25 protein-coding genes are annotated in these 22,764 nt (G+C 47.8%); 16 read left to right on the forward strand and 9 right to left on the reverse strand.

Going from position 1 to position 22,764, the window contains the following annotated elements; genetic code table 11:
- The first annotated feature begins 302 nt into the window (after positions 1 to 302).
- The gene (gene speD, locus L0665_RS03290; protein ID WP_274924279.1) at positions 303 to 716 is read left to right on the forward strand and encodes an S-adenosylmethionine decarboxylase; all 414 of its coding nucleotides are present in this window, start codon (positions 303 to 305) and stop codon (positions 714 to 716) included.
- A gap of 401 nt (positions 717 to 1,117) precedes the next feature.
- Here speD and L0665_RS03295 read toward each other — a convergent pair whose 3' ends face one another.
- Positions 1,118 to 2,455: a lamin tail domain-containing protein gene (locus L0665_RS03295; RefSeq protein ID WP_274924280.1), complete on the reverse strand. Its 1,338-nt coding sequence runs from the start codon at positions 2,453 to 2,455 to the stop codon at positions 1,118 to 1,120.
- A 60-nt stretch (positions 2,456 to 2,515) separates the two neighbouring features.
- Positions 2,516 to 3,187: a YkgJ family cysteine cluster protein gene (locus L0665_RS03300; RefSeq protein ID WP_274924281.1), complete on the reverse strand. Its 672-nt coding sequence runs from the start codon at positions 3,185 to 3,187 to the stop codon at positions 2,516 to 2,518.
- Between the two features lie 160 nt (positions 3,188 to 3,347).
- Here L0665_RS03300 and L0665_RS03305 point away from each other — a divergent pair, with 160 nt between their 5' ends.
- Both L0665_RS03305 and L0665_RS03310 read left to right on the forward strand, forming a co-directional pair.
- Complete coding sequence (locus L0665_RS03305) at positions 3,348 to 4,184, forward strand: DNA-methyltransferase (RefSeq protein ID WP_274924282.1); 837 nt, start codon at positions 3,348 to 3,350, stop codon at positions 4,182 to 4,184.
- 1 nt (position 4,185) lies between these two features.
- Complete coding sequence (locus tag L0665_RS03310; protein ID WP_274924283.1) at positions 4,186 to 5,421, forward strand: GntP family permease; 1,236 nt, start codon at positions 4,186 to 4,188, stop codon at positions 5,419 to 5,421.
- A 27-nt stretch (positions 5,422 to 5,448) separates the two neighbouring features.
- On the opposite strand, the gene L0665_RS03315 is transcribed toward L0665_RS03310, so the two are convergent.
- The 3 genes from L0665_RS03315 to L0665_RS03325 form a co-directional block, all read right to left on the reverse strand.
- Positions 5,449 to 7,119, reverse strand: coding sequence for a hypothetical protein (locus tag L0665_RS03315; RefSeq protein ID WP_274924284.1), 1,671 nt, complete (start codon positions 7,117 to 7,119; stop codon positions 5,449 to 5,451).
- Between the two features lie 163 nt (positions 7,120 to 7,282).
- Positions 7,283 to 8,101: a PP2C family serine/threonine-protein phosphatase gene (locus L0665_RS03320; protein WP_274924285.1), complete on the reverse strand. Its 819-nt coding sequence runs from the start codon at positions 8,099 to 8,101 to the stop codon at positions 7,283 to 7,285.
- A gap of 24 nt (positions 8,102 to 8,125) precedes the next feature.
- Entirely contained in the window at positions 8,126 to 8,827 is a 702-nt protein-coding gene (locus tag L0665_RS03325) for a vWA domain-containing protein (protein WP_274924286.1), read from the reverse strand.
- Positions 8,828 to 8,994: 167 nt separating this feature from the next.
- Here L0665_RS03325 and L0665_RS03330 point away from each other — a divergent pair, with 167 nt between their 5' ends.
- On the forward strand, positions 8,995 to 9,471 hold the full coding sequence (locus L0665_RS03330; protein WP_274924287.1) for a tetratricopeptide repeat protein: 477 nt from the start codon (positions 8,995 to 8,997) through the stop codon (positions 9,469 to 9,471).
- Positions 9,472 to 9,646: 175 nt separating this feature from the next.
- Here L0665_RS03330 and L0665_RS03335 read toward each other — a convergent pair whose 3' ends face one another.
- Together L0665_RS03335 and L0665_RS03340 are read right to left on the reverse strand one after the other, a co-directional pair.
- Complete coding sequence (locus L0665_RS03335) at positions 9,647 to 11,407, reverse strand: PAS domain-containing protein (RefSeq protein ID WP_274924288.1); 1,761 nt, start codon at positions 11,405 to 11,407, stop codon at positions 9,647 to 9,649.
- A gap of 251 nt (positions 11,408 to 11,658) precedes the next feature.
- Positions 11,659 to 12,516, reverse strand: a complete 858-nt coding sequence (locus L0665_RS03340; protein ID WP_274924289.1) for a GNAT family N-acetyltransferase — start codon at positions 12,514 to 12,516, stop codon at positions 11,659 to 11,661.
- Between the two features lie 259 nt (positions 12,517 to 12,775).
- Here L0665_RS03340 and L0665_RS03345 point away from each other — a divergent pair, with 259 nt between their 5' ends.
- The gene (locus tag L0665_RS03345; protein WP_274924290.1) at positions 12,776 to 13,156 is read left to right on the forward strand and encodes a type II toxin-antitoxin system PemK/MazF family toxin; all 381 of its coding nucleotides are present in this window, start codon (positions 12,776 to 12,778) and stop codon (positions 13,154 to 13,156) included.
- 66 nt (positions 13,157 to 13,222) lie between these two features.
- Here L0665_RS03345 and L0665_RS03350 read toward each other — a convergent pair whose 3' ends face one another.
- Complete coding sequence (locus tag L0665_RS03350; protein WP_274924291.1) at positions 13,223 to 13,693, reverse strand: GNAT family N-acetyltransferase; 471 nt, start codon at positions 13,691 to 13,693, stop codon at positions 13,223 to 13,225.
- Between the two features lie 266 nt (positions 13,694 to 13,959).
- Positions 13,960 to 14,706, reverse strand: a complete 747-nt coding sequence (locus tag L0665_RS03355) for a hypothetical protein (RefSeq protein ID WP_274924292.1) — start codon at positions 14,704 to 14,706, stop codon at positions 13,960 to 13,962.
- A gap of 207 nt (positions 14,707 to 14,913) precedes the next feature.
- Between L0665_RS03355 and L0665_RS03360 the strand changes: the two genes are divergently transcribed.
- The 11 genes from L0665_RS03360 (at position 14,914) to budA (ending at position 22,503) form a co-directional block, all read left to right on the forward strand.
- Positions 14,914 to 16,716 carry an aldehyde ferredoxin oxidoreductase family protein gene (locus tag L0665_RS03360; protein ID WP_274924293.1) on the forward strand — a complete coding sequence of 601 codons (1,803 nt, stop codon included), beginning with the start codon at positions 14,914 to 14,916 and terminating at the stop codon, positions 16,714 to 16,716.
- The gene (locus tag L0665_RS03365) at positions 16,703 to 17,455 is read left to right on the forward strand and encodes a HesA/MoeB/ThiF family protein (RefSeq protein WP_274924294.1); all 753 of its coding nucleotides are present in this window, start codon (positions 16,703 to 16,705) and stop codon (positions 17,453 to 17,455) included. The genes L0665_RS03360 and L0665_RS03365 overlap by 14 nt, the downstream gene beginning before the upstream one ends.
- Positions 17,452 to 17,730: a ubiquitin-like small modifier protein 1 gene (locus L0665_RS03370; RefSeq protein WP_274924295.1), complete on the forward strand. Its 279-nt coding sequence runs from the start codon at positions 17,452 to 17,454 to the stop codon at positions 17,728 to 17,730. Before L0665_RS03365 ends, L0665_RS03370 begins: the two co-directional genes overlap by 4 nt.
- A gap of 175 nt (positions 17,731 to 17,905) precedes the next feature.
- Entirely contained in the window at positions 17,906 to 18,244 is a 339-nt protein-coding gene (locus L0665_RS03375) for a NifB/NifX family molybdenum-iron cluster-binding protein (protein ID WP_274924296.1), read from the forward strand.
- 28 nt (positions 18,245 to 18,272) lie between these two features.
- A complete protein-coding gene (locus L0665_RS03380; protein ID WP_274924297.1) occupies positions 18,273 to 19,124 on the forward strand; it encodes an ATP-binding protein in 852 nt (283 codons plus the stop codon).
- Complete coding sequence (locus L0665_RS03385; RefSeq protein ID WP_274924298.1) at positions 19,121 to 19,996, forward strand: ATP-binding protein; 876 nt, start codon at positions 19,121 to 19,123, stop codon at positions 19,994 to 19,996. The genes L0665_RS03380 and L0665_RS03385 overlap by 4 nt, the downstream gene beginning before the upstream one ends.
- On the forward strand, positions 19,993 to 20,376 hold the full coding sequence (locus L0665_RS03390; RefSeq protein ID WP_274924299.1) for a DUF134 domain-containing protein: 384 nt from the start codon (positions 19,993 to 19,995) through the stop codon (positions 20,374 to 20,376). Before L0665_RS03385 ends, L0665_RS03390 begins: the two co-directional genes overlap by 4 nt.
- Positions 20,377 to 20,423: 47 nt before the next feature.
- Positions 20,424 to 20,666, forward strand: coding sequence for a DUF5320 domain-containing protein (locus L0665_RS03395; RefSeq protein WP_274924300.1), 243 nt, complete (start codon positions 20,424 to 20,426; stop codon positions 20,664 to 20,666).
- A 296-nt stretch (positions 20,667 to 20,962) separates the two neighbouring features.
- Complete coding sequence (locus L0665_RS03400; protein WP_274924301.1) at positions 20,963 to 21,094, forward strand: hypothetical protein; 132 nt, start codon at positions 20,963 to 20,965, stop codon at positions 21,092 to 21,094.
- Between the two features lie 47 nt (positions 21,095 to 21,141).
- Positions 21,142 to 21,384 carry a DUF5320 domain-containing protein gene (locus tag L0665_RS03405; RefSeq protein WP_274924302.1) on the forward strand — a complete coding sequence of 81 codons (243 nt, stop codon included), beginning with the start codon at positions 21,142 to 21,144 and terminating at the stop codon, positions 21,382 to 21,384.
- Between the two features lie 285 nt (positions 21,385 to 21,669).
- Positions 21,670 to 22,503 carry an acetolactate decarboxylase gene (gene budA, locus L0665_RS03410; RefSeq protein ID WP_274924303.1) on the forward strand — a complete coding sequence of 278 codons (834 nt, stop codon included), beginning with the start codon at positions 21,670 to 21,672 and terminating at the stop codon, positions 22,501 to 22,503.
- The last annotated feature ends 261 nt before the right edge of the window (positions 22,504 to 22,764 follow it).

Consider the following 22,764-nt stretch of genomic DNA (forward strand, 5'->3'; position numbering starts at 1 on the left):
TGCGCAGACCCATACGAGCACCCACCTGCATCGCCACTATGCTGCAGGCAATTTAAAACACTGGGGGGCGTACCTGGTTCATTTATGGCAAAATTAGATATATCGGAAAATTTTCATAATAAAATTTAAAATTTAAAACCACGGTTAATTGGAACAATTCAAAAAATAAAAGATTTTAGCCATTATTTTTAAATTTAAAAGCCATAAATTCGAATAAACAGATTTCGGCACGATTAGAATCTACCAAACTATTAAATCTTCAATTAAACGATGTATTGATACAACATTATGTCGGAGTAGACATGGAACAGGTAACAGTAGTATCCACATCTGATGATGCAATCATCAGACAGTTCAGAGAGTCGGATGCCTGGGGTCTTGCGACCGCAGTCGACCTCAAGAAATGTAACCCGGAAACCATCCGGGATGCGGAAAAGATACGTGAGTTCGTAGCGCAGCTGTGTGAACTCATTGACATGAAACCATTTGGTGAGACACAGGTCGTCCATTTTGGTCCAAATGATCGGGTTGCCGGATATTCCATGACCCAGCTGATTGAAACCTCCCTGATATCAGGACATTTTGCCAATGAAACAAATGCGGCATATCTTGATATCTTCAGCTGTAAGGAATATCCTCCAGAGATTATGGCTGAATTCTGCAAAGATTTCTTTGAAGCCGAGTCCTGTAACATACAGATTTTGTTCAGAAATTAGGTATGACCCGGTCACAGGGTTTTTCTTTTTCTTTTTTCCTGTAGTCACCTTTGATACATACAGTCAGGCCCAAAAACCATTTAGCCTGCAACTCTCACATTACAGATATTTGGCCCGTTTCACAATACAGTCCTGAATTCTTTGCATGCTCCTGAATTCTCACAGGACAATTCCGGACATATACATTCAGAATCACTATATCTGTATTCAAAATACATGCCCGGATAAAAAGAAAGGAGTTGTGAATTGGAAGTCTGGAGCAGACTTAATCATACGGGAGGAATTAATATGCGGTGAATTCCCCTCGCATGCAGAGGTGTTGAATGGGGGTGTCCTCCTCCCCATCTCTTTATTGCCCCGTTCAGGACAAAAACACCCGCCGTGCAGGGTGAAAGTATTTTTCAGGCAGTAGCGACGTGTAAAGATGAAACAAGCTCGCCCCCGGGCTCATACAGATATGCCGTATCTCCATCATTATTCCACACGTCCTGTGCACGTCCCCAGTAGAGCATACCAGTGGCAGGTGTGCCCGTCCCGGTATACACTGTTACCATTTCTCCCTGTCCAAGGTAGTGAAAAGGAAAGATAAAACGGTTGCTTCCGGTATCATCAGTAAGAACCCACCCGGTTATGTTCAGTGAAAGATTACCGGTGTTCTGGATTGTCACCCATTCGTCAGCCGGACTGACTCCGGTGATTGCCACATTCCCAATATACACAGATTCCCCTGAGTTATCTCCCGGGGCAACAGAGGGAGCAACGGGAGGAACCAGAGGTGTAGGTGGAGTCGTGGAAAGAGACGTCATAGTAGCAGGGGCTGTCAGTGAAGAACCGATCACATCACCTGTTGTAAAGACTGCATATACCGGATAATGATCTGAGACACCCGTCAGCAGGGGAGGGACAACTCCAAACCGATCATCATACCGGAATACACCAGCATTCCCACTATATTCATCATCCAGTGAGGGTGTAATGACAATCCGATCATAGGTCATCACAGTACTGCCTGTTGTAGTGTCATACTCATTTCCTATCAGCCAGTGATACCCTGATGCACGAAGAGGAGATTCTGAATCCTCATCAAAATACCTGCCATCTGCATTGAAATCCCCCATAACAATCACATCCGGTTCAGACGGATAGGCAGTATAGATCCATTCCACAACATCAGTGAGACTGTCAATTTCTTCTGTTGCCTCATCAGGGTCGGTGTGGATAACTGCACAGACCGCACTGACAGGATCCTGGATGCCTTCAAACCAGACAACAAACGGTTCCCGGTGGAATGGATCCGTCCCTTCCGGTTCCGGATAGGTCTGTGGGACGCCCAGGAGTCTCACCGTATCCATATTATAGAAATATGCATACTGCTCCTTTGATACCGTCCTGCCCAGTCGTTCTGAGGCCACGTAGGCATACCGTGATCCATCGCTGTTCACCTCAGCTAAGAGATCAGGAAGTGCAGTACCGGAACTGTCACGAATTTCCTGAATGGCGATGAGATCATACGAACGGATGGTTTTTCCGAGCACATCCATTACATCTTCCCGGGCAGCCTTTGTGGTACCGAAGACCTGCACATTGAATGCACCGACAACAAGCCCCTCGTCATCGGATCCTGCAATCCCGGACGGTACAAACTGCAGGATATCCTCACTATAATTCAGGGCACCAAAAATACCCACAACAAGAACTACAAAGATGCCGAACTTTCCCAGACGTGAACGTTTACCCATCTATACATACATCAGAGCGGCAGATAAAAAAAGGGTGCATGTCTCTACCGGTTTCACTTATTAATACATCTCACGAGAGACAACCGTTTCTTCAAACCGGCCATCACAAAAGACCATTATTGGCACCGCATCACCCTGACAGAAGTCCCGCATCGCAAGATCATATGTTCGGCGGACATAACGGAGTCCTTCTTTTTCAAAAAGAAAAATAAGCGCCCGGAAAAATGCAATCTGCTGATCCAGATACGCCTTTTCATAGCAGGCAGTCTCTTCTGCCACTCCCAATGCCTCTTCAGGAGTCATAGGGACATTGTACTCACCATGAGTATTCAGACCAGATATATGACACATCCGCATTTTTCCGGATGCATTTCTCTCACTATGCAGCATGTATGGATAGACGCGGCATATCAGGGGACGATCTGCATAGATACGACACCGTCCGGATTCATTCAAAAATGTACAGACGTTCCCATCCTTAGTCTTGAGGGCATACCCGGAAACATAGAACCGCCCATTCTGATCACACGCTTCAAAATATGGTGCAGGCACCACAACATCAGGGTGCACTTCCCGAATGCGGCGCACATCATCATCCAGTAAAAATACATGGTCATTAACTTCCTTCGTGCAGCAACGGCCACAGCAGGTGCATGAAAACCCGGTTTCACGGACAATTTCAGCATACTCATCAACCGGATATTCTTCGAGAAGAGCACGTTCCTCTTCCAATTGACTCAACCGTCTCTGAAGCACTGCTTTTGAGATATTCTCACCTGAGGAAATATTTCACCTGAAAGTACTTGCACCTTTCTTTGAACGCCAGACATCCACCAATCATGCCCCATAAATCTGATGAGGGGGAATATATCAGATAGATTCAGGGGTGTGCATGAAAATACCGTCATCCATAGAGACAAACCAAATTTACCGGATGGACTGCCTTGAAGGCATGAAACGGATGAAAAACGGCACCGTGGACGTCATTGTAACATCACCACCATACAACATCGGCAAACCGTACGCAACCCATGATGACACCATGCCCTATGACGAATATCTGGACTGGATGCACCACATAGCGCATGAAGCGCGTCGTGTCCTCCGCGAGGATGGTTCTTTTTTTCTCAATATAGGTGGAAAACCACGCGAACCATGGGTGCCCTATGATGTCATGCAGGAATTCAGGGAAGACTACGTCCTTCAGAATGTTATCCACTGGGTGAAGTCCATCTCCATTGCAAAGGAAGACGCCGGCAATTATGATGTCATCAGGGATGACATCTCCGTCGGGCACTATCAACCGGTAAATTCAGAACGGTATCTCAGCCAGTGCCACGAACATATCTTCCATTTCACACCGGCGGGCACAACGAAACTGGATAAACTTGCAGTCGGGGTAAAATATCAGGACAAAACAAATATCGGCCGTTGGAAACAGGCAACACAAGACCTGCGCGACAGGGGCAACGTTTGGTTCATCCCATACAAAACAATCCGATCATCCCGGCCACACCCCACCAGTTTCCCGGAAAAACTGCCTGAGATGTGTATCCGCCTGCATGGAAAGACGCCTGATACCGTAGTCTGTGACCCCTTCATGGGCATCGGGAATACTGCCCTTGCATGCATCACCCTCGGCGTTCACTACATCGGATTTGAGATAGACCATGAATACTGCGACTGTGCAGAGGAACGAATACGAAGGCGTAATTTACCGGGAATATAAGATGGACGCAATAATTGCAATTATTCTCACAATAGCCATAATCGCTGTTCTGGCGGCCCGACATGCCATCCCGCCATTTCTCACACTCACCGGGGGGGCCCTCTTTTTCGGACTCCTCACAGGTATGGGCGAGAGCGCGATTGCAGCATTTACAGGCGGCGCCGGGGCACTTTTTGCACTCCTCGGAATACCAGTCTACTGTGGATCTGTCATCGCCAAATTTCTGGCACGGGATGGCGGCGCAGAACGCATTGTGGAAGATATCGGACGGATTTCTCACCGGCCAGTCACCGCAGCAGCCCTCGCCGGATATCTGCTCTCAATACCCATGATGTGCTGTATTACACCGTTTATTGTCCTCACACCTGTGCTTGCGGGTATCCGGAAAAAACTGCACTGCACCACATCACTCTATTATGCAGCGGCCTGTGGATCAGTCATCTCATTTGTTTTTCTCTATCCCCTTCCGGTCACCTATGCAATAACAAAAACTCTTCAACCAGGGGATTTTTTCCCCGGCAGTTACCTGGAGGCCGCGTTACCCCTCTCCCTTTTGGCGCTCATCATTGCAACATACCTCGCAGGGCGGAATCATGCATGCAGCACCGGCAGTCCAGAGAGTAAAGAGACAACTCCCGGCAGTCGGAAGCAGGCATGGACACCCGTCATCCTGCCGGTCGCCTGTCTTGTGGCAGGTCACCTCATTCCTCCCCTTTCCATTCTTGCAAACATCAATATCGCTCTCTTTGCAGGTCTTTGCAGTGCGATAGTTCTCTCACCCGCAATATCACGCATTCCTGCACTGGAATCTGGCACCAGGCATGCAGGCATTATTATCTTTGATCTCTGTGGTGCAGGGGGTCTCGGGGCAGTAGTTGCAGCAGAGGGAGGAATTGCTGCCACCCTGCCCTCCCTTTCCACCATCCTCCCGGCAATCCTCGTACCCTTTGTCATCGCAGCACTCTTTCAGGCGGCCCAGGGTTCCAGAGTTGTATCAGCGGTAATAACTGCATCAATGCTTGCCGGGACCAAGATCGCAACAATAGTCCCTGCACTTCCTCTCGTCCTGATGACAGCAGCAGGATGTATGATGTTTAGTTTCGTAACAGACCCTTTTTTCTGGATAATAAGCCGAACCACAGGAGAAAACATACGAAAAGTAGGAATGCACTACACTGTGCCACTTCTCTGTGCAGGAATAGTAACCGCCGGCATTACGCTCATTATCTTCGGATAAAATATCAGATGAGTAATCTGATGTAAATCAGAATTCGGGAAGGACAGAAATAAATAAATAAATCTCTGTTCTTATATCGCCCGCATTCAAAATTACCCGCCCATTCTGAAACCCTTTGTTGCTCATGTTACCAGTATTGAGCACCACGTTCACCCCACCTTCTCCCTCAACAGGAACCGCAACATCGGGAATCTCAATCCAGGGAACATCAGTCGTCAGGTGAATAAGAAGCGGGGAATCTCCGGTAACCGTCACCGGTAAACGGCAGGGAATAGTAATTCCCCGGGCCACATCATGCATGCTCATATGAGGTTCCGGAATGAGAATGGCAGGAGCAGTGGGAATTACCTCAGACAATTCATCAGGGACAGATGGGTCCATCACAGGAGAGAGGGAAGGAGTTTCATCAGACAATTCATCAGGGACAGACGTGTCCATCGAAGGAGAGAAAAGAGGATCTTCTGCAGACAATTCAACAGGGACAGATGGGTCCATAGCAGGAGAGTGGGAGGGGATTTCCTCAGACAATTCATCAGGGACAGATGGGTCCATAACAGGAGAGAGGGAGGGGATTTCCTCAGACAATTCATCAGGGACAGATGGATCCATAGCAGGAGCAATAGACGACGTATCCACAAAAGCCACATCATGTTCCTGCCCATCGGATTTCACCGGATCACATCCATTTTCCGGAACAGAGGGAGAAGGAGAGAAAGACAGAGAATCCGTGGATACAAAGGACTGCATATCCTCTCCTTCAGAAGGTAGTGTCTCCACCTCTACCGGCACCCTCCGAGGAGGAAGCGGAATCTCAGCTGGGAAGATGTCCTTTTTTCCATGTCTGCACCAAGGGCATGCAGCAAGATGACCACCATACCAGTGGTTCACGTTCACCCTGCAGTGTTTCATTGCCACAACCTCCGAGAGGAGACAGTTCTTCCACTCCGAGGCAGAAGGACGACAATTTGGTTCTGCAATTCCATCCACAAAGCACTGTGAAAAGAGACGCCGGAGAGAGGGCGGAATAATGCGGTAGTCTGGAGCAAAAGAGGGGGGATATATCATCTGGTCAGGTGAGGCAAAGGCAAACACACCGTTTTGTATCTTCTGTTCAATGCCGGGGAAGGAAGAGACTCCCTCGCCCCCTGCCTGAAATGGATGGACACCTCCCATGATAAGCTTGAAGACCATCACCGCAAGGCCAAAGAGATCACCAAAATAACGGTCAGGGCGTTCCTCTGCCAGATTATGCCCCATAAGTTCCGGCGGCATATATTCCCCGGTACCCACAACAGACGGGAAAATCCGACCTGATGTAGAGTCTCGGATCTGAAATGAATCGCAGTCGATGACAGCGACTGCAGCAGTGCGGGCAATGAGAATATTTCTGCCGGAAAAATCAGCAATACAATGCCCGTGCTGATGAATATCATCAGTTACGGTTGCTAAATTATAAGCTGCAGTGAGGAGATATCGCCAGGAAAACGCACCCCCAAACTCCCGGATGCGGTCTTGTGAATCATAATAACAATGTGCTTCCCGGAAGAGACCCATATCGACAAGAGGCATTGTAAAACCAATAAAATTCCTGCTCCCAAGAGGTGAATCAAAGAGTAGGGAAACCGGCCACGCCAGCACGACAGACCCATGTATCTCCCTGCAGTTTATCAGACCAGCAACAGGAGGATTTGACACCATTGCAGTTATTTTCTGAAACAGAGACGCAGTAATTCGTTTTTCATAAAATATTTTAGCACAGTACCCGGGAGTACTGTCAATATAAAATATCTCTCCCTCACCTCCGGATTTCAGGAGCCTGGCCAGGCAAACCGGTCCACCAGACTCATCATAGACAATACGTTTACCCAGTATACTCACCCCTCTCTTCATCTGATACTACAACGACAAGGGTTTTATCATCTTCTGAAAAACGAATGAAATTATCTGATGACAAAAGGCCTGCGATAGCCGAGTCACCTTCCGGTGTACCTGCAAGAGAGAGAACAGCCGGAAAAAATGGCCGGAAAAAAGGTTCATATGGGTGATACCCATCCGATTTTTTTTCCAGCATAAGCCGTTCGCATCCATCAGTGAACACTGAACACGCGGTGACGTCAGGCACATCAGATGAAAGCACACAGGCATCCTCATAACTGTCATCTGTCAGCGGCACCACTTCATTCACATACCTGCGTTCCTGCGGGGCTGACAACAGAATAATTTCATCATTTTGCAGGCAGACTACTGCACCATCCCCTATCCGGGCTGTTGTAAGAGTATTTCCGTGCCAGAGAAGCACAATAAGAGTGGTGGCAAACGACTGGAGTGAAATCCCATAGGCGGCCGCATGGGTAACAACCGCATCATGGGCGGCCCTGCATGCATCACGTACCATTCGATCATTCTTCTCAATATCCGCATCACACCCGACTCCATCCTCCCAGAGATCAAAACAGGCTGAAATACTCTCCATAGCTGCCGATACTGCAACCATAGCCCCATCTTTTGCATGCTCTGCACTCCCCAGTCCGTCTGCAACAACAACCGCCGCACCTGCCCTGCCAAAGACCACCGCATCCCATGCATCCTCACAGGGGATACCATCAACCTTATGGGACGGGCCGGCAACCGCAGCACCAGATATACGGTAGTGGTAGCCTGCAGAAGGAAATACTGACATCACTTACCACAACCTGAACATCGATTAAAAGAGGGGAATCTCTCCCCACCCTTCAGGACCAAAGAAGTCTTCCAGTATGACCTGATCCCCCGTACCAGACGTGGAAACTTTTGCCTGGCTGCGGGAGAGCCAGACAAACATATCGGAAAAACGGTTCTCCCTGAGCCGCACCGGATCACGTCCGGGGGGAGAGATAGCAGCAAGAATCTTCATATCCGCCGGTTCTGCACCCACAGAAAAGAAAACAAAATCCCCGTTCTCTTCACCAGACCGGATTGCACCGGTTGCCTCTTTCCAGAGGGAATCACCCTCATACATATCTGTGGGTTCCCCGTCGGTAACAAGAAAGATCCATGGACGGTATGAATCAATCCCCAGATTCTGATATTGCTCCTTTCGTTCTTTCACCAGCGCAATAGCACACAGTATCGCCTCTCCCATCGGGGTTAATCCGGCAGCGATTACCGCAGGCGGCATGAAATATTCAACAAGAGAGAAGGGATGAGTAACCTCTACTTCCTCACCAAACGTGACAACAGCAATATCCACCCGTTTCCGTGCAAGATCGTCAGAACTCAGTTCTTCCTTAAACGCTCGCAGCCCTTCTTTCATATCTTCTATTTTGCCATGAATGGACATCGATCCCGATGTATCAAGCAGCAGCACTATAGGGCAATGGGGCTCTCCGGGGTATGCAATCTCAACCAAATCCTCTAATTTGTTCATATATACTCACAAACACCATCCCGGAAATACCATATCCGGTGACAGAATATTGGATGGTACCCCCTATAAAACACATTGTCGCCAAACATGATTCTCTTTTGATATGAATCCACACACCCCACAAAATTATATATAAATATATGCTAAACGAAGAGCAGCGATTAAATATGAGATACATAACCAGAATGAGTGGCTGCTGCACATTCCTTGCAATACTGGGGATTATCATATTTTGTACCGGTGGTGTGGCAGCAGAGACAGAAACACTCTTCAATGCACCTGGATATGCAAATAATGGTGCTGCACTTGCAAAAGCCGGAGATTATCAAGGTGCAATTGCCAGTTACGATAAAGCGCTTGAACTAAATCCGGATATTGCAGAAACACATTATAACAAAGCTGTAGCCCTGGAACATCTGGGCTTGCGTGATCAGGCAATTTCAGAATACAAAACCGCAATTGAACTTGACCCAAACCTCGTCGAAGCACAAACCAACCTGTTTATTCTGACAATGGACATCATCAATCCAATCACTATTACCATAGCAGCCCTTGGAGGATGTATACTGTTCATCAGTTACTACAGGTACAGGAAGAAAGAAGACAGGGAAAACCGGATACTACAGGGAATCATACAGGAATAGAATTGTTTTGCTCAAAAAAATAAGAATACTCATTTTCCAAATATCCACCCCATATTCCTTCAGATTTTTAACTTACAGCTTCCTTAAAATCAGATAATAGTAATTATTTATAGAATATCACCAACATAAGACAAAAAATCCCCTTGACAGATTCACAAAGGGCAGAGTTCCTGTTTCAAGATAAGGGTTGTACAATAAACTGGCTCCCCAGTTTTCCGTGATAGACTGTAGGGAGACTAAATACCATAACTTCTTTTACATTTCCATTGGTATCAAGCAACCGTTCTTTCCTGGGGGGTGCAGCCTTCCCCTCAGAATACACCTGAATCATTCTTTGGGTGACAAACTCCAGATCATCGGGATGGATGAAATCAGTAAAGGGCAAATAATCCAGATCTTCACTTGGGGAAATTCCTAATAATTCTCTAAGACGCGGATTTGCATACAGAATATTGCCCCCTACATGAATACCTATCATGCTGGCTGAATGGTTAAGCAGACTTTCATAACGCTTCTCTGTCAGACGCATTGAATTCAGCATATACCTATTCTGGATCATAACCGCAGCCTGATTCAAAATAGTCTCTATGAGAGAATCAGAACGTGGTTCATTTCCGTTCTCTGAGACAACAAGACAGACACCCAACAGATCATTTCCAGTCATAATTCCCATAGAGCGAATGCCATATGACCGTATTTTTGCATCAAAGATTCCACCTCCTGAATTACCAAAAGCCTCACCGAAGTAACCGGCCCATTCTTCGGAAAATGGCTGCAGATCCATGGATGACATTTCCCTTGCAGAATCAATCAGGCACGGAAATTGCATTCCTTTTGCTATATTCAGGGTATTAACCACATCATTATCACCCCATTTTTTACCACTTACTGCTTCATGAAAGTGATAAAGCCCATCACGATATGAAAAAAGCAGCATTAGTGAAGAAGGGCTAACTTTCGCAAGAGTTTCAGCACAATAGCTCCAGATATCATCATCTTCAGAAAGCATCATAAGACCACCGGAAAAATCAGATAAAATCGTAAATTCCTCAAGGAGAGCATATTTTACTTTTTGAACCCTCATCTGTTCTGTGATATCCCAACCAACTGACTGATATCCAATAAGTGTCCCTGAATCACGGAATATACCCCGGTTTGTCCATTGGTGCCATCCTTCATTCCCATCCGGCATGACGACAGGATTTGCAAATGAAACAACCGGATTTTCTGGTGTGAGACTCAATAACTGTGCAGATACTTTTTCCCGGTAGTTTGCCGGAATGGAGGGGGCAAATACCCTGCCAATAACTTCCTGGCGGTCAATACCAAACGCCCTGCAGTATGCATCGTTCACAAACGTGATTGTACGATCCGGACGATACCGGATAATAAATTCAGATTGATCTTCAACTACCGCCCTGTATAGCGCCTCTTTAATCCTCAGGCGTTCCTGACACTCACGCTTCTTCGTAATGTCTTCAAAGATAAGTGTTGTAGCGCTGCAACCGTCCGGAAGAACCGTTCCAATACATTTCGTTCTGAATGTCTGCGATTCATCCACCATTTCAACATGAATCTCTTTTTCTGAAATTTCACCGGGAGAGGATGAAAACACTTTCTCCATCAACTCATCATCGATAAGAGTAAACGAAACATCGGACAGTTTTTTACCGACGATCTCATCCAGCTGGCACCCCTCAATTTTTAAAAACCGGACATTCGCAAAATCGATGACACCAGAGGAATTAAGAACAATTATTCCATCAGACGTAAGACTGAGCATTTCTGAGAGAGGCACACGTTCTGAGAGAAAGTACAGTTTTGCTGTGCAGACCTTCTTCACCTCAACTTCGCCTGAAATTAAAAGAACATCGAGATACTTAGCAACAGAGTTTCGGTTTATCCCTATTTTACGTGATATTTCCGTAATACTCATTCCGCGACGATTATACTTGAGCATCTGCCTTATACGGTCAAGTTCAGGCGAGTAACTCTGCACGACACATCAGCCCCAAGACGTACTTATGTGTACCGCACCATAATTGTTTGCAAACAAAATACATACAATATATATTAGTATTCTATTTTTATTACACCATACCATCTAAAAATGAAATTGATCCATACAATTATTAGCAATCATAAATCATGTCAAATATATTGTATTAACAGAATCAGGTCTCTTCATCACCCCAGTTCAAATGAAGTGACACCGAAGATCTCCTGAAGCGGAAGTTCGGGAACATATCGGGAATACATTCTCGCAGTTCCAAAGACCTCATCCATATTCCTTTCGCAGGCCATTGTCACTGCAGCAGCGTTTGGTTCAGGTGTATCAAAATAGAATACTTCTCCCGGTATCGATCCTGTGAGACCATCAAGAAGGCAATTCGCAATATCAGGTGTATCCGCAAAGATCGGGCCGATTTTATACCCCTCAAAACAGCGGCGAATCACACCATATCCACCAATGGATTCATCCGGCTGAAGAAAGGCCAGTGCCTGCGTTTCATCCCGTGATATCCATTTTTCCACAAACTTTCTGCGTTCTCCAGGGAAATGCAGGCTGTCATACGCTGAAAGTGCATCCAGCGGAATATCCTGCACGGGCACCAGATCCTGCTGCTCACACCCTTCTGCAATACCCTGCCAGCGGATATTCCGGTATGCATAGATAAGTCCGGCATTCCCAGCATATTTGTTCTGCATCTCAAATACACCGTCTCCACCGAAATTTCTCTCTCCTGCGTGGCACATACCATGATTCCAGAGTTTCCAGCCAACCCCGCGTCCACGGGCATCCTCACGGATGATATAGAACCCTCCAAAAGAGAATGACGAGTCATAATTTGTCACTACCAGTGTGCCTGTGATCTCCCCATCTTCCTCTGCAAGAAACCAACCGGCCGGGTCAACCGCATAATGGCACTCCCCGTCGTGGATTCCGGGATTCCATCCCTCCTGACGTGCCCAATCGATAAAAATAGAAACATCATCTTTTGTGGCATTACGGATCTGCACACCCATTCTTTCTCTTCTGGTCATATCATATTGTCCGAAAAATAATCCGAACCCTCCCAACCATATACCAGCATATCCTGCATTATCTGCAGATGATGCACATAACGCATATCTGAAAAGGATAAGGGTCACCAGCCATATCATCCTTCTGAAATATGCCCACATATATCCAGGGATTATACGACATAATGCCACCATCTTCCATACAAAAACCCACCCTGATGCTAACGCCGTTACCCCCACCATGCGTGATTTTTTCATCTCGGAAAACCGATTTTATGTAATGAAAGGCTGCAGACAGGGAGATATCATTCTTGCCCCATTCCGTCTGGGAAACAGTACATATACACGACCCCTGGTGATACTCTCTGTAGGAGAAAAAGGAGAGATACATGTATGCCCGGTAACATCCCGTCCTCCGTCAGACAGCCCGGCCCTTGAATGCTCCATCCAGCACTTCCGGGAAGGTGGCCTGGACCTCTTCGAATCCAGTTATATCCTCATACATAAACAAGGGACAATCAGTGAACGCTCCATCCGGCACAAAAAGGGATCGCTTGAGCCCGATTATTTCAGAACGGTCCTGGAAAACGTCACATATTTCAATAACTGCCCTAAAAATAGTTGCATGAAGACAACGAAGAAGCAACAAAGGTGGGGATGAGAACTAACTCACTAACATCCTTCACAAAGTCACTTTCTTATTTGAATGAAAACGGAAACAAAGGATTTATTCTGCTTTTTCGCCATTTTCGGAAAACATTTCTTCATACATGACATAGGGCGTTTTCTTCATCCCAAGGCTGCGATATGCTTTACGGGCAGGCAGATTATCCTGTTCGACATACAGGCGAAGCCCCACCACATCCGGGCGACACCGTGCTTCAGCAGAAATCCACGCATACATCGCAGAAAATACCCCAGCCCTCCGAAACTCAGGTACAACATAAACACTCTGAATCCACCAGCAATGCCCATTTCTCCAGTCACTCCATTCAAGCGTGATCAGGCACTGGCCGGCCATGGCTCCGTCAGATTCGGCAACCAGGTACCACCCTTTCTCCTGATCTTCCAGAACAGACATAACCCCATTCCGACCAGTTTCATTGTCAAGTAATCGCACTTCGGTTTCATATGCCATCTCAGCATTGTGGTCAGCAATCAAATCACCGTCAGCTGGCACTGCAAACCTGATCTGCAAGCCTTTTCCCCCACTCTTTTCATCCGGAGCTATCATGAATAATCAGGAGAAACACATCGTCTGCCACACCAATGAGTATTTTGGAAAAATCTCCCGCAATCACCAATAGAATGACAGTTTTTGACCAGAAATAACCTATATAAGATTGTCATGTCTTCAGCGAAAAGGGCCAGAATCTTTGGCGCACACCAGATTATTTATCATACCATAATCCATTCACAAAAAACAGTAATGATGCCGGAGAGTGCCGGCGGCAATAATTTCATTCAACCAAAGAACCCAAATATTCCCTTTTTATCTTTTTCTGTAGCCGCAACCTCTTCAAAACGTGCCTGCTCCTGCTCCATCACCTGCACCTGTTCTCTGAGAAGAGATGCAGTCTCCTCATCACACTCACACCCATCTATAAGGCGGTTAATCTCTTCTGTGCGGACACGGTTCTGGACCACATGTTGCATAATGGCATCTGCGGATGTCTGGTCACCACCAAACAAAAAAACCATAAACGCATTCTGTGAGCGTATTTTTTCTTCATTCTTCACTGTAGTCCGGACAGAACCATTGATCTCTTCAGAAAGACGTATCAGATCAGATGCACTCCCACCGGTAAGCGGAGCTGCTGCACGGAATGCATATACTGCCCTTTCCGTCCCATTCCCAAGCGGAGAAATACCGCCTGCATCGGCCTGATATACCTGGTTTCGTTCGGAAATCATTGCCCTCAGGCGTGTTGCATTGCAGGCTTCATCCGTGTTACATTCACTTTCCCGCACACGATCCTGATCTCGCACGGTGACACGATCCCTATCCTCAAGCATATCACCATCCGGATCCTGCAGCATGTCACGATCCATACTGGCATTCTCTGGCCCAACTGACTCGCCCTCATATCCAGAACCGGCACCCGGACCCACACCAATGCTAACACCTCCGGCGGCAGAAACCGGAATGCAGATACTAAATACCAAAAAAACTGCTCCAAAAACACAGCAGATACGACCAATATAATTCATGTGAATACTTAACCTCCTCTTCATCTCCCATCATTTCATCTCGGTATATACAAATGACAGACATCCACCATGTCATGGTTCACTCTATTTATGCGTTCCTTCTAAAATGGATGAATTACTCGCCAGGATAAATCCTTTTTTTTGCAAAACACTGCACAGGAAAATGTATATTGCAGATAGCAGAGAATACCCCGCCAGTGAGAAACGATGGATGGATACACCAACAAAATCGCCTGGGTGGATTTGGGGAAGGGGAAAATCTCCATTCAGGAAACAGATGCCGAGATGAAACGCCAGTATATCGGGGGAAGAGGATTTGGCGCACACATCATATCATCACAGATGGACCCCCTGACTGACCCGCTGGACCCTGAAAACATCATCACTTTTATGACAGGGCCCACTACCGGCACCGGCATCCCACTTGGAAGCAGGTATGAAGTCTGCACAAAATCACCTCTGAACGGAACACTTATGTCAGCCAACAGCGGGGGCGTGTTTGGCTGGAAGATGAAGAAAGCCGGATTTGACGGAGTCGTTATTTCAGGAAAAGCAAAAAAACCGACATATCTCTACCTGGAAAACGGAAATGTAGAAATCCGAAATGCAGCAGACTACTGGGGGAAAACAACTCACGAAACCACTGATGCACTCATGGCAGATCTGGATGATCCCAAAGCACGGGTACTCTGCATCGGACCCGCCGGAGAAAACCTGGACCTTCTTGCCTGTGTAATAAATGACCGGGACCGGGCTGCAGGCAGAGGGGGATCCGGTGCCGTGATGGGATCAAAAAACCTGAAGGCAATTGTCGCAACAGGAGACCAGCAAATCAAAGTAGCAGACCCGGACCGTATGGATGGAGTGAAAGAGAGAATCCGCACAAAAATTCAGGAAAACGGAATCTGTGATGCACTGCACCTCTACGGCACATCGGTGCTTGTCAACATCATTCATGAAAACGGCATTCTTCCCACACGTAACTTCCAGAGCTGTGACTTCCCGAATCCTGATGATGTCTCAGGAGAACGGATGAGAGATACAATTCTGAAAAAAGAGAAGGGCTGTTATGCATGTATTGTCAAGTGCAGCCGTGTCTGTGAAGTTGAGGGGGAGACGCACGAGGGACCGGAGTACGAGGGGGTATGGGGATTTGGCCCGGACCTCGGAATTGATGACCTGCCACTCATCACACAGGCAAACTGGCTGTGCAATAAACTTGGTCTTGACAACATTGGCACCGCAGGCAGTATTGCCTGTGCTATGGAAATGAGAGAGAAAGGCTATATCAGCGAGGGCCCCACCTTTGGTGATGGAACAGGCCTTCTGGAACTTATCAACCAAATTGGACACAGAGAAGGATTTGGTGCCGAACTTTCAGATGGATCATTTCGCTTTGCAGTCAAGTATGGTCACCCGGAACTTTCAATGAGCGTAAAAATGCAGGATTTGCCGGCATACGATCCGCGTGGCCTGCAGGGACACGGGCTTGCCTATGCAACCAGTGTCCGGGGCGGTGATCATGTCTATGGCTACCTGATATCACCAGAAGTGTTGGGTTCACCGGAAAAACTGGACCCCTATGAGAGCACGGGAAAAGCACTATGGGTGAAGGTCTTCCAGGACCTGACAGCCGCTATTGATGCGTCAGGCCTCTGTCTCTTCACTTCCTTTGCACTGAACGCAGATGATTATGCGGATATTATGTCGGCAACTACAGGAACTGAAATAAATGCAACAGAGCTCCTCAGGGTTGGGGAACGTATCTGGAATGTTCAGAAACTCTTTAACCTCGCCGTTGGATACACAAAAGATGACGACACTCTTCCTGACCGCTTCCTGACCGAACCTCTACAGAATGGTGCACCAAAAGGACGGGTCTGGGAGCGACAACCAATGCTGGACGAATACTATGCAGAACGTGGATGGGACAACGAAGGAGTGCCCACACCCAAAAAAATCAGAGAACTTGGCCTTGGTGAACCAGGAATTATGCATGCTCACACCTGAAGAAAAAGAACAGTTTATCCGTCAGACCCCGATTTTGGGAGAAGACGGGCAGGAAAAACTCAAAAATGCCGCTGTGCTGGTGGCAGGGGCCGGGGGGCTCGGGACAGCCATTGCCCTCCACTGTGCCTTTGCTGGCTTCGGCACCGTCCGTATCGCAGATTGTGACAGAATTGAACGCTCAAACCTCAACCGCCAGACCCTGTACCGGCTGCCCGATATCGGGAGAATGAAAGCAGACATGGCAGTGGAGAGAATCCAGGGAGTCACCCCGTATCTTTGCACAGAAGCGGTAAACACAGTCATCACTGTAGAGAATGTTTTGCAGATGACAGCAGGCATGGATATCATCATTGATGCAATGGATAACTACGACACCCGCTACATTCTTGCAGATGCGGCAGAAGAACGCGGCATACCATTCATTCATGGCGCCATTGACGGATTCTACGGGCAGGTCGCAACCACCATACCGGGTCAGTCCGCCTGTTTGCGGTGTATTGTCCCCCATCCCCCCCCCAGAACGAAAGTCCCGGCACTCTCAGCCACGACAGGCATCATCGGAAGCATCCAGGTAACAGAGGCAATTAAATGCATTCTCGGGATGGGCACACTACTTACCGACAAACTTCTCTTGTGGGACGGCCTCCATTGTGAAATGGATACGATTGAGGTCACTCCTCTAAAGGAATGTCCACACTGTGGAGAATGCAGGAAGATGAAAACAGAGCAGAAAAAATGAAAGTGACAGTAAAGGTATTTGCAACCCTGCGCCGGTTTATGGAGAAAGAATCACAGGTAACCATAGAGTCCGGCACCACAGCAGGGGAACTCCTTTTGATGCTTACAAAAGAACACCCCGGCCTCAACAACGAACTCTTTGATGAGACGGGTGTTCTCCGTGAGTACGTGAACATCCTGAAGAACGGGAGAAATATTCATTTTCTGAACAAACTTGAAACGATAATTGAAGAAAATGATTTAATTGCCATCTTCCCTCCGTCCGGTGGTGGATAATGGCAGATGAAAAGCGAATTTCACACCCCCGTTCCAATAAAAAATCTATTTTTGCCCTTCTTGTGACACCGGAGAGAAGGGACATTCAGAGCAACACAGGTGTATTGATGTGAGATGTCCCGATGCACAAATATATGCCCATATGAGTAAAATTCATTGATGGAGAATATCAGTTATGAAAGTATGTATTACATCAAAAGGCGATTCGCCAGAATCAGTTCCGGAAAACCGCTTCGGAAGAACCCCGTTCTTTGTCGTCTACGATGATGAAACCGGAAACGTAATCGAGGCAATTAACAATTCAAGTGCCAATGACGCAAGCGGTGTCGGGCCAAAGGTTGTCCAGATGCTTGTCTCAAAGGGCGTCAACGTGGTTATCACCGGACAGGTCGGCGGCAATGCCAACAAGGGACTTGAAGTCGCAGGCATCCCCACCTATGCATTCGGCGAAGCAAAGACCGTTGCAGATGCATATGCTGCATACAAAGCAGGAACACTGACCCGTATCGTCTAAAAGGAGTGTCGATTCCATTACTACCGGAATGAAGATAGTCGTAGCAAGCGGCAAAGGCGGTACCGGCAAGACCATGGTCGCGGTCAACCTCGCATGGGCATTATCACAGTCACAAGAGATCCATCTCATTGACTGCGATGCTGAAGAACCAAACGTCCACCTCTTCTATCCCGGCGGGAAGGATGAAGGACCAGTAACCGTGAAGGTGCCTGAGGTTGACAGCGAAAAATGTACCTTATGTGGTGCATGCGGAGAATTCTGCCGCTATGGAGCAATATCTGTCCTTACAGAATCAGTGATGTTTCAGGCACATCTCTGCCATTCATGCGGTGGGTGTATGCTGTCCTGCCCGGTGGATGCTATCACAGAAGTCCCCCGACGGATTGGAATGATTACCCGAAGTGAGCCATCGCCCACACTCACGGTTATCTCAGGCATCCTTGATGAAGGAGAGATTGCAGCACCGGCTGTTATAAAGGCAGCAAAAGAGGCAGGAGAATGGGACGGCGTATCAGTCCTTGACGGCCCGCCAGGCACTGCATGCCCGGTCATTGAGACGATGGAAGGCGCTGACGTCTGTATTCTTGTCACTGAATCAACACCCTCTGGTCTTGCTGATCTCAGACGGGCAGCACACCTCGCAGAGGCTCTTGGCATCCCTTCAGGAGTTGTCATCAACCGAAGTGACAAGGAGGACGGCCCGACACTCGCATTCTGCGAAGAAGAAGGGCTGCCGGTTCTCCTGACCATTCCATTTGACCGTGAAATCGCTGCAATACAGAACAGGGGTGCCATCCTTTGCTCCGAAAAAGAGGAGTGGAAAGAGGCATTTGCTCAGCTGTACGAGGATACCATTGCTATCACAGGAGACATATCATGAAGACCATCGCTGTGATGAGCGGGAAAGGCGGCACCGGGAAGACTATGGTCACCGCCGGATTTTCCGTCTTTTCTGATGAAAATCTGCTTCTTGCAGACTGTGATGTAGATGCGGCAAATCTCAGTCTTCTGCTGGAGACATCAAATACAGAATGCCGCCCGTACATGGGACTGGAATGTGCATCCATTGACCAGACCAAGTGTGTCGGTTGCGGAATATGTCAGGTTTACTGCCGGTTTTCTGCAATCAATCAGGGTGATGACGGAGTATTTTCCATCAACCCCCTGAAATGTGAGGGATGCGGCGTATGCTCCCTTGTCTGCAGGGAGGGTGCGATCACTATTGCCGAACGGCAAAGCGGAGAAGTTTGCCATTCTGATACACCCCATGGCCCTCTCTTCCATGCAGAACTCTTCTCTGGCTCCGGCACCAGCGGCAGGCTGGTCTTTGAAGTCAAAAAAGACGCACTGGAAGAAGACGCAAAGGCCCCCGCATTTCTGATAGACGGGCCTCCGGGGATTGGCTGCCCGGTGATCTCTGCCATCAGCGGTGTCGATGCCGTTGTCCTGGTAACAGAACCCGGCATCTCAGCTCTCCATGACCTCCGGCGGCTTGTCACCATCTGCAGACAGTTTGGCGTCCGGATGTTTCTGGTGCTTAATAAAGCAGATCTTGACGAGGAACGGGCAGAGGATGTCAGAGAGTACTGTACGGATGAAGGAATTGAGATCATCGGAACCATTCCTTTTGACCCGGCAATCATTGAAGCAGCGCGGCGCGGTGAATCTGTCGCAGGCATGAATACTCCGGCTGCAGTGAGTCTGAAGGAATCCTGGAAGAGACTCTCTCGCACAATGGGGATATCAGAATGAGTTACGGTGGCGGAGGAGGAAACCGTCGACGCGGACGCCCCCGCCGTGCACGAATTATTGAGACCGAAGGGATGTGGCGGTGCTATGCTCCCTGCTGTGGAAGGGGCCAACACCCCCGGGAGACAGTCACCCTTCTCCCCGAAGAGCTGGAAGCATTCAGACTGGTAGACTGTGAGGGGCTGGATCAGGAATCTGCTGCAGAACGGATGCATGTTTCCCGGCGAACACTCTGGCGTGATATCCATACCGCCCGCAGTAAGGTAGCTGATGCTCTTTCAGAAGGAAAGATCATTGCCATCCAGGATTGTGGTCGTACCGATCAGGATGTATGCATTCTTTCGGAACAGGAAGATGGAAACCTGCCGCAACCGGAAGGGTAATTATGCACATATGAGTAATAATTACATGTTAAACAGGAGCGAGAAAAATGCCAGGATTTGATGGAACCGGGCCCGGTGGACTAGGGTCACGGACAGGCCGCGGGATGGGGCGTTGCCCCCCTGTGGGAACAGTAGCACCAATAGCACCAGAAGAAGGAGCAGTAGCCGGGTCACAGGGAACTGTACCCCCTGCACCTGCCTACCAGTTTGGTATGGGTGCAGGATACGGCATGGGCCGCGGCAGAAGAGCCGGAGGCCGCGGCATGGGCCGTGGATTCGGACGCAGATAATCTAAATTAAAAACGACCGGGGAGAAATATTCTCCCTTCCAAAATAATTTTGCAGGGAATGCATCTGCATTACCTTTCATCTTTTTTTTCACATTATCATGAACTTTTTTTATGGGGGAGAGCACACCCGCTCTCAGGAATTTGTGAACCAGTGCCACACCCAGATATGATTACACTATTCCAGGGAAGAAAGAGAAGGAAATACCCAAAACAGCCACTCATTCCATTCAGACAAATAGTACAGTCAGACGAATTCCAGATTATTAAACCTGAACACGTGCCAGGCACGTATATCCATGGAATCACGCACTACACAGATATTTACCATTGCCGCAGTCGTTGCCATCTATGACTGTCGGCAGACTGATCAGGATACCTGCATTCTTTCAAATCAGGAGGCAGGAACACTGCCGCAACCGGAAGAGTAATTATGCACATATGAGTAATAATTACATGTTAAACAGGAGCGAGAAAAATGCCAGGATTTGATGGAACCGGGCCCGGTGGACTAGGGTCACGGACAGGCCGCGGGATGGGGCGTTGCCCCCCTGTGGGAACAGTAGCACCAATAGCACCAGAAGAAGGAGCAGTAGCCGGGTCACAGGGAACTGTACCCCCTGCACCTGCCTACCAGTTTGGTATGGGAGGAGGATTCGGCATGGGTCGTGGCAGAAGAGGCGGATGCCGCGGTATGGGCCGTGGATTCGGACGCAGATAATCTAAATTAAAAACCGGGAAAAACTATTTTTTTCCCTGAAAACAGGATTTTGCAGAGAATAAATCTGCATTACCTCTCACTTTTTTTCACCGTCTGAAGGGCTAATCACATGAAATCGCCACGCTCATTTTCAGAAATTGTGCAGCAGGTGCCATATTCACACACGATCGGATTATTCCGGGAAACATAACGAGATAAACCGAATTAACTGCCAATCATTGCACTCATTTGAATCAGACGAATTCCATATTATTAAACCTGAACACGTGCCAGGTACGTATATCCATGGAATCACGCACCACACATATACTTACTATTGTTGCAATTATTGTCTTCATTGCTATCATTGCCAGTCTTATACTCCTCCCGGGATTAATATACGCAGACAAACCCAGTGAAGGAGCACCGGAAACCCGTGATACAGCCTACCAGATATCAACAATAGACGCCCTCCTCCAGAGTGTATATGACGGGTTCGTTCCCATATCAGAAGTCAGAAAACATGGAGACACTGCCATCGGAACAATCGATGCACTTGACGGTGAATTGATCGCAGTGGACGGAGAGTATTATACCATCCGTTCAGATGGGGTGGCATATCCACTCGAAGACACTACAACCACCCCGTTTATCGTTACTACGTTCTTTGATCCGGATTTGACCATCCATACCGATAAAACCGAAAATATCAGCCAGTTTGAAGATCAACTGGAAGCAGGGCTCCCGTCTGCAAATATGTTTTATGCCATACGCATTGACGGCACATTTGACTATGTAAAGACACGGAGTGTCCCAAAACAAACCCGTCCCTACCCAAAACTCGCCGAAGTAATAAAAGAACAGAGTGAATTTGAATTCTATAACACAACCGGAACCATCGTCGGATTCTGGTCACCGGAATTTGTAAGCGGGCTCAATGTTCCCGGGTACCACATCCACTTCCTTACCGCTGACCGTACCAGAGGGGGGCATGTCCTTGACCTCCAGATGACAAATGAGGATATGAAACTTGATATCACCCCTGATTTCTTTATGGTTCTTCCCACAGAGGGTGATTTTTACCAGGTTGATCTGACAGAAGACCTTGGCTCCGCACTGGAAACCGTTGAGAAGAACTAAAACCCCCCTTTTTACCATTGCATCAGAACACCATAATCAAAAAAATAATAACCGAAATTCTGAACCCATTCTTCCGGGATATCTCACCATTCACAGATCAGGTGTTACCCAATCATTCTGATACACCACACGTGGAGGGGGGAGAGGGCTGCCCCCCCTCACTATCCTTTCAAAAAACAGAAAATAATACCATCCGGAAATCATAGACAAGACTTTGTTTCAGGTGCAAAATGGATTCAACTCATTTTTAAGAACTCACAT

Source organism: Methanogenium marinum, from assembly GCF_028912405.1.
GTDB lineage: Archaea > Halobacteriota > Methanomicrobia > Methanomicrobiales > Methanomicrobiaceae > Methanogenium > Methanogenium marinum.